Genomic DNA, 7,762 nt, shown 5'->3' on the forward strand with positions numbered 1-7,762 from the left:
ATTACACGTAGGTGCTATGTTTTTACCTTCTTTAGTAACTGGTTTTCTTGTTAATAAAATCGGTCGTGCTACTATGGCCATTGCCTCTGCTATTACACTGCTAGCTTCTGGCAGTCTAGCTGCTATGGGACCTGCTGATTCGATGGTAGTACTCATTACAGCACTTGTTTTACTTGGACTTGGCTGGAATTTTGGTTTAATTAGTGGCACAGCAATCATTGTAGATGCAACTCCACCATCCACTCGGGCCAAGGCACAGGGTTCTGTAGATGTTTTGATTGCTTTGTCAGGAGCATTAGGAGGAGGATTATCTGGAATAGTTGTAGCACATTCTAGTTATGCAGCTCTTTCTATTGCTGGTGCTGTCCTTTCATTACTGCTTATTCCAGTTATTGTTTGGGCTGGTAGTAGTAAGAGTAAAGTAAAATAAAAGGAAAATGACTGAAAACTCAAGATATTATTAATTTAAAAGTAGCAATTAATTTTTAAAATAATGGCTAAATCGTAATCAATTACACAAAAAGGATGTTTATAAATGGAAAAAAATTTGCTGAGAGAACTGGTTTAGTAAAATCTTCTGAGATACGTGAAATATTAATAGTAACAGAAAGACCAGAGATCATCTCTTTTGCAGGAGGACTGCCAGCTCCAGAGTTGTTTCCTGTAGAAGCTATTAAGAATGCATGCAATATTGTATTGAATGAAGAAGGTATGGCTTCTCTTCAATATAGTACGACTGAAGGATATATTCCTTTAAGAGAAGCTATTTGTAAAAGGATGGAATATATCGGAATCAACTCTACTATTGAAAATATTCTTATTACATCAGGGTCCCAGCAAGCAATTGACCTTACTGGAAGATTATTTATCAATGAGGGAGATACCATTATTTGTGAAAGTCCAACCTATCTTGCGGCAATTAACGCATTCAAGTCATACAATGCTAAATTTGTAGAAGTAGCTATGGATAATGATGGAATGATTATAGAAGAGCTAGAGAAAACACTGCAAGAGCATCCTAACACAAAATTTATCTATACGATTCCAGATTTCCAAAATCCTACAGGCCGTACATTAAAGCTCGAAAGACGAAAAAAAATGATTGAGCTTGCCACTCAATATGATGTACTGATTGTAGAGGATAATCCCTATGGAGCTGTGAGATTTGCTGGAGAGGCACTCCCGCCTGTGAAACATTTTGACACAGAGGGTAGAGTAATTTATATTAGTACTTTCTCTAAGATTTTTACTCCTGGTCTTCGACTTGGATGGATTTGTGCAGACAAGTCTTTCATTGATAAGTATGTTGCTTTTAAGCAATCAGCTGATTTACATACTGACAGCTTTGCCCAAAGAATTACATCTAAGTATATGGAACTCTACGATCTCGAAGAGCACATTAATAAAATTAAAGCTGTATATAAAGAAAGATGTACAGCTATGTTATCTTGTATCGAAGAATTTTTCCCGAAAAACTTATCTTATAGTATGCCAGAAGGTGGATTATTTATTTGGATTGAACTTCCTGAGTCCGTTGATTCGAGGAAAATATTCGCAGAATGCTTGGAAAATAATGTTGCTTTTGTTCCTGGTGCTCCATTCTTTCCAAATGGGACAAAAAATAATGCTTTACGTTTAAATTACTCGAATATGCCTAAAGACAAAATTATTGAAGGCATGAAGCGTATCGGAGAAGTATTACATCGGGAGTTAGAAAAAATGTAAACTTTTTTATTAGAAGAATTTTAACTGAGTTTTGTTGTATTATTTAACAAATGCAAACTGCGTTTATTGTTCAATATCTCATTTGTTGAACGAACGGATAGGATATTTACATCGGGTGTCCATTGTTCTTATAATTTAAACATCAATAAACAGGTTTAATTCCTTTTATTATTGAGGTATTTAACAAAGAAGATTATTATCATCAATGTGGTCTAAAGAAGTGCTATTATTTTAAATATAACAAGAACATGATTTGATATAGTTTTTATCAGATCATGTTCTTTTTTATGCTTATTTTTATGGTTCTATAATAAATATGTTGGGGTTCAAACACAATTCTAAGAAATAAAATATGCACTATATCACCCATTCTTATATACTTGAGTTGACTAGAAACTAGTATAGAGTGGGGATACGTGCATCATGAATTTTACATAGTTTTACTAGGATTAGAAGAAGTGCTGATTAAAAAAGTGGAAACAGTGGAGGTTAACTTTGTTTCCATGTAGAAATGCCAGTAAAGCAACATACTTGTCCAATTTGTAGCCTGAGAACAAAAAAAGTTCATGATTGTAGGATACAAAAAATAAAACACTTGAAAGTATTTGAACGCTATAGCGTGATATTTTATAGAGAACTCCGATATGCGTGTAGTTGCGGAAAGAAACTATTCTCTGCATATCACTTCTTCGTTAACATTTTTGCATCTTCCTTTAACCGATAAACTATTGATTCAAGTCAATACACCATTCACACATCGCGATTCTTATTTCTTAATATCTTCTATCAGCATTTCAACATTCTCCTTTTTTGTAGCCCAACTGGTACAAAATCTAACAACACTGTGAGTTTCGTCGACTTTTTCCCAAATGGCAAAGGAATACTTTTTGCTCAATTTCGTTATCACATCTTTATGTAAAATAGGAAACTGTTGATTTGTTTTGGAATCGTACCTTAATGAAAAGCCTTTTTCAACAAATGCCTCTCGAATCATCATCGCCATTTCCACAGCATGGTTGGAAATTTCATAGTATAAGCCATCTTCAAACAAGGTTTCAAACTGGATCCCCAATAATCTTCCTTTAGCCAATAATCCTCCTTTTTGCTTGATCATATACCGAAAATCTTTTTTAAAATTATCATTTATGATGACTACTGCTTCACCAAACAATGCTCCTATTTTCGTTCCCCCAATATAGAAAACATCACAAAGTGATGCAATATCAGCTAAGGATAAATCGCTGTCTTTTGAAACCAGACCATATCCTAATCTAGCCCCATCCATAACCAATGGCAAACCACATTCCCGGCAAGCTTTGCTTAATCCTTCCAATTCGGATTTACTGTAAGTTGTTCCATTCTCTGTGGGATTAGAAATGTATACTAAGCCCGGCTGTACCATATGCTCATGAGTCGCATCATTCCAATGAGCAGCATATAATTCTTTTACCTGTTCTGCTCGAATTTTCCCATCATCACTCGGCAAAGTAAGCACTTTATGACCAGTAGCTTCAATTGCTCCGGTTTCATGTACTGCAATATGACCGGTAATTGCAGAAATTACCCCTTGATGGGGGCGTAATATGGAGGAAATAATTGTTGTATTCGTTTGTGTTCCTCCAACTAAAAAATGTATATCTGCATTCTTTGCATCACATGCTTCTCTAATATAAACTCTCGCTTTTTTACAATGTTCATCCATACCATATCCGGGTGTCTGCTCTTCATTGGTTTCAATTAATTGTTTCATAATTCGCTTATGAGCACCTTCGGCATAATCATTTTCAAATCGTATCATGCATATCCTCCTCAGACCTATTTAATTTCTTATGAATCAACAACATAGAAGCATGTATTTCTTTTATTTCTTTTTGTGACAAACCTTGTAGTAATTTCACTATTTGTTCATCAGATTTTTCATTTAAATGATTAAAAAAAGCAGTCCCTTTTGGTGTCAATCGAATTAGACTCGTTCTGTTATCCAATGTCGAACTTTCCTTAATTAGTAGACCATCTTTAATAAGCTTAGCAATGATTCTACTCATATAGCTGCGATCAATATCGAGTTTTTCGACTAAATCGTTTGCTATACACTGTCCCATGAAACCAATCTCTAAAATTACCCGTGATTCTGTAAAAGAATACTCAGCTTTAAATACATGCTTATCTAACAAACCAAGTATATTCGTATAAAACCGATTAAATCGCCTTATATCAGCAACAATATTATCGTTAAGGTTCATAGTATCCCTCTCTTTTTTTGTGGACTATGTCAACAAATAATAAATTGTTTAGTGGACTATGTCAACTTTTTTATTTTTAAATTATTATGAATAAGATAAGCTAAACAAATCACATTTGACACGAGTAGTAAGGTAGATTCTAAAAAATAGTCTTATTGAAATGAATTGTTTTTCAGTAATAGTATAGAAAGATGTTCCTTTTATGTGACTTTATTTTTTTACTTATCATTTAAAATAATATTATCTTATCGAGCATTAAAGTATCATCTGAATAGTAAATCGGCTTTACTAGTAGCTTATTTAATTTCGTTAATATCAGTATAACTATAAACGTTTCCAAAAAGACTCAACAAGTGCACCCCAATAAAATACTAGGTTGCACTTGTTGAGTCTTTTTAATCAGTCTACTTGATAGGGGGAAAAGCAAAATAAGCAAGGCTTTTCGCTTATTAACAATTAATTTCTTTTACTTCTGTCTTTTTAGCTGACAAGATAAAAATTGTACTTATAATACATAATGCTCCTATCCATTCTGCAAAATCAAAAGTTACATGTAGCCAAATAACTGATAAAAAGGCTGCGGATAAAGGCTCTGCGGAAGATAATATACTAGTTTCAGAAGCACTAAGATATCTTAAGCTTTCTAAATAGCAGTAGAAAGCTACCAGTGTACCAAAAATAATAATAAACATAACTCCGGCGTAAGTAGGGAAAGACCATTGCCCCTTAATTTTCCAAGGAGGATGAATAAAGCTAAGTACTAAGCCTCCCACTAACATTCCCCAACCTACTACAATAGTAGATCCCCACTTTAGCAGTAATCTATAAGGGTGCAAGGTATAGAAAACGAGTGCAAGCGCTGAACTCAACCCCCAAAATAGTGCCCATCCAGAAATTGATAGACTATGAATATTTCCATGTGTAACAAGAAAAAAAGTTCCTAAAATAGCTAGCAATACACCACTGGCTTCTTTTAAAGTAGGGAGTCGCTTAGAACGAATGGCTAAATAACAATAATAAGTGCAGGACCTAAAAACTGGAGCACTGTAGCTGTAGCTGCATTTCCATGTTGAATAGCTGCTAAAAAAGTATATTGAAGTGATAGCATACCTATGATACTAAATAGTGTAAGGCTTAATGCATCTCTTCTGTTTTTCCAAATTTTCCATATATTTTTTTCTTTTCTATAAGAAAATGCTAACAATAAAATACCTGATAATAATAAACGTACGACAGTTAACCATTCTACACTCAGATTTTGTTCTTGAAACACATACTGTGCAACAGTACCTGATACTCCCCATAATATTGCGCAAGTTAGTATTAACGTAATTCCTTTTGTTCGCGAGTAAGATTTCATTGTGTTTTTTTCTCTCATAATTTCTTCTCCAAATCTTAATATTACAGTGGAAGTAAATTAAAGCTATAACCTTTATATTAGATGTATAGATGCTTGTCTAACTAAAGAAGGAAATCTTCTGTTAGTTGAATTAGAAGATTTAAATCGTTATTTTTTACTAGGTTTTAAAATTTTTGAAGAACGATTTTCCCAATCGTCTGCCTTGATTCAATCATTTTATGAGCAAGTCTGAGATTTTCAGCATTAATTGGCTCATAACAATAAGTCATGGTTGTTTTAAGTTTCTTAGCATCTATCCATTCGGATACTTGATTCAACAAGTGATGCTGTTGAATCATATCAGATGTTTGGTACATAGACTTTGTAAACATACTGTGTAAAAATAGCGTCACGCTCTTTTTGCGGAGCATGGTCGCATCGAATGGTTGGTTGGCATCTGCAATCCAAGCCATTTTGCCTTGAGGCATGATGATTTCCTCCATCTCTTTCAAATACGGATCTGGTGCACTCAGGCAAAAGATATAATCAACAGAGTCAAATCCCAACTCATTTAATTGAGGGGTTAAAGGTTCATTATGGTTGATTGTAGCAACTGCTCCTTGTTCTTTTACCCATTTTGATGTCTCTTCTCTCGAAGCAGTACCGATAACGGTCAACCCGACCAACCGAGCTAATTGGACAGCAATTGATCCAACACCACCTGCAGCTCCAATAATCAAAATTGACTTGTTTTTATTCAATTTATTGTCCTCAGGAATCGACAAACGCTCAAATAATATTTCCCATGCCGTGATGCTTGTCAAAGGAAGTGATGCAGCCTCGGCAAAAGTCACCGTTTTTGGTTTTATTCCGACTATTCTTTCATCAACTAGATGATATTCGCTGTATCCGCCTGGTCTAACCATGCTACCTGAATAGTAAACTTCGTCACCAGGTTTATACAGTGTGCAATCCGTTCCAATTTCTTGTACGATACCTGCCACATCCCAGCCCAGGATACGTGGATCTGTTTCAGCTATATCTTTAGGAGAGCGAACTTTAGTGTCCACTGGATTGACCGAGATTGCCATTACTTTCACCAGTAAATCGCGTCCGGTTGGTTCAGGCTTGGGTATGTTCACATCTAGTAAGCTTTCCGGATTGTCGACAGGGAGATAGCGATAAAGTCCAACAGCTTTCATTGTATTGGTCATTGAAATCATTCCTTTCCTGAGTTGCAAATGTTGTATTACAAAAAAAATGATAACAGTTGACTTATTCATACGTCCAATTTATTATAATTATCAAAATCATTCATTACAGTAATGGATTGTAAAAGAGAGGAGTTCTTTAAATGGAGTGGAATCAACTCGAATATTTTCAAACGCTAGCGCGGATACAACATTTTACTCAGGCTGCAAAAATACTTCATATTACCCAACCTGCTCTTAGCCGTTCCATTGCAAAGCTTGAAGAAGAGTTGGGAGTTCCACTTTTCGAACGCCAAGGTCGAAAGGTTTGTCTTAATCGGTATGGGAAGATGTTTCTGAAACGAATAGAGGTGGCAATTACAGAGGTTGAAAAAGGAAAGCAGGAATTGTTAGAAGAACTAAATCCAAATTCCGGCACCGTTTCGTTAGCTTTTTTGCATATTACTGGAACTCAATTGGTACCTACAATACTAAGAGAGTTTGGCAAGAAATACCCTAACATCCAATTTGAACTTTCTCAATTTTCAAACGATGTAGCGATGCAAAAACTAGAGCAAGGACAGTGTGACTTTTTCATAACCTCTTCCGTCGTTTTAAAGGAAGGGATACTGAAACTAGATTTACTGACGGAAGAATTATTTGTCGCCGTTCCAACCGGACATCATTTATCGCAAAATAAGGAAATCGAACTTTATCAAATTATGGATGAACCCTTTATAGGTATTAAACCCAATTGTGGTTTGCGAGATACTTTGGACCTTTTTTTTCAAAAAATGGGGTTTACTCCAAAAATTAAGTTCGAAGGTGAGGAGGTCATTACTGTTGCCGGACTCGTATCGGCAGGACTTGGTGTCTCGATACTTCCTGCTGCTCCTGCACTACAAATGGACGGCATTTCGTGGCTGAAGCTTAAGGAGCCGAGGTGTACCAGAAACATCGGCATTGCTTGGAGTGAAAGTCATTATATGCCACCGTCCGCACAGCTTTTCAGGGAATTTGTTATTGAACAGTACGCAGATAAAACAGTTAAGATGTCGTAAATAAGGAAATAAAATAGTTTTAACCTTAACCATAATTAAAAAAATATCGTAACAGATCCAAGCCCTTCTAAACAGAAGGGCTTAATTAACTTTTATCTTAAAGAAGGCTAGTTAATCGAATGAATATAACAGGAACATGTTTTGATAAAGGTTTAATCAGAGCATGTTCTTTTTTATGGATAATTTTATTTATATATATTTTAT

At 35.1% G+C, this 7,762-nt stretch carries 7 protein-coding genes and 1 pseudogene; 4 read left to right on the top strand and 4 right to left on the bottom strand.

All coding sequences use genetic code 11. The features are described 5' to 3' along the window. From ACTXGU_RS22080 to ACTXGU_RS22090, 3 genes are all read left to right on the top strand, one after another. Positions 1 to 430, top strand: a 430-nt coding sequence (locus ACTXGU_RS22080; RefSeq protein WP_443483671.1) for an MFS transporter, incomplete at its 5' end; no start/stop codon positions are given. 95 nt (positions 431 to 525) lie between these two features. After that, a complete protein-coding gene (locus ACTXGU_RS22085) occupies positions 526 to 1,725 on the top strand; it encodes an aminotransferase-like domain-containing protein (protein WP_443483672.1) in 1,200 nt (399 codons plus the stop codon). A 511-nt stretch (positions 1,726 to 2,236) separates the two neighbouring features. Beyond that, the gene (locus tag ACTXGU_RS22090; protein ID WP_443483673.1) at positions 2,237 to 2,449 is read left to right on the top strand and encodes a transposase family protein; all 213 of its coding nucleotides are present in this window, start codon (positions 2,237 to 2,239) and stop codon (positions 2,447 to 2,449) included. Positions 2,450 to 2,491: 42 nt separating this feature from the next. Here the strand turns inward: ACTXGU_RS22090 and ACTXGU_RS22095 are convergent, their stop codons facing one another. The 4 genes and pseudogenes from ACTXGU_RS22095 to ACTXGU_RS22110 all read right to left on the bottom strand — a co-directional run bounded on the left by ACTXGU_RS22095 (position 2,492) and on the right by ACTXGU_RS22110 (position 6,509). Beyond that, positions 2,492 to 3,523, bottom strand: coding sequence for a threonine aldolase family protein (locus tag ACTXGU_RS22095; protein WP_443483674.1), 1,032 nt, complete (start codon positions 3,521 to 3,523; stop codon positions 2,492 to 2,494). Further along, positions 3,510 to 3,968 (bottom strand): MarR family winged helix-turn-helix transcriptional regulator, encoded by a 459-nt coding sequence (locus ACTXGU_RS22100; protein WP_443483675.1) that lies wholly within the window; start codon positions 3,966 to 3,968, stop codon positions 3,510 to 3,512. Before ACTXGU_RS22100 ends, ACTXGU_RS22095 begins: the two co-directional genes overlap by 14 nt. Before the next feature lie 449 nt (positions 3,969 to 4,417). Continuing rightward, positions 4,418 to 5,346 (bottom strand): annotated as a pseudogene (locus tag ACTXGU_RS22105) (DMT family transporter). A 146-nt stretch (positions 5,347 to 5,492) separates the two neighbouring features. Continuing rightward, positions 5,493 to 6,509: a zinc-binding alcohol dehydrogenase family protein gene (locus ACTXGU_RS22110; RefSeq protein ID WP_443483677.1), complete on the bottom strand. Its 1,017-nt coding sequence runs from the start codon at positions 6,507 to 6,509 to the stop codon at positions 5,493 to 5,495. Positions 6,510 to 6,661: 152 nt separating this feature from the next. Here ACTXGU_RS22110 and ACTXGU_RS22115 point away from each other — a divergent pair, with 152 nt between their 5' ends. Continuing rightward, entirely contained in the window at positions 6,662 to 7,558 is an 897-nt protein-coding gene (locus ACTXGU_RS22115) for a LysR family transcriptional regulator (protein ID WP_443483676.1), read from the top strand. Positions 7,559 to 7,762 lie beyond the last annotated feature (204 nt).

It is taken from the genome of Niallia sp. 01092 (genome assembly GCF_052318935.1).
GTDB lineage: Bacteria > Bacillota > Bacilli > Bacillales > Cytobacillaceae > Niallia.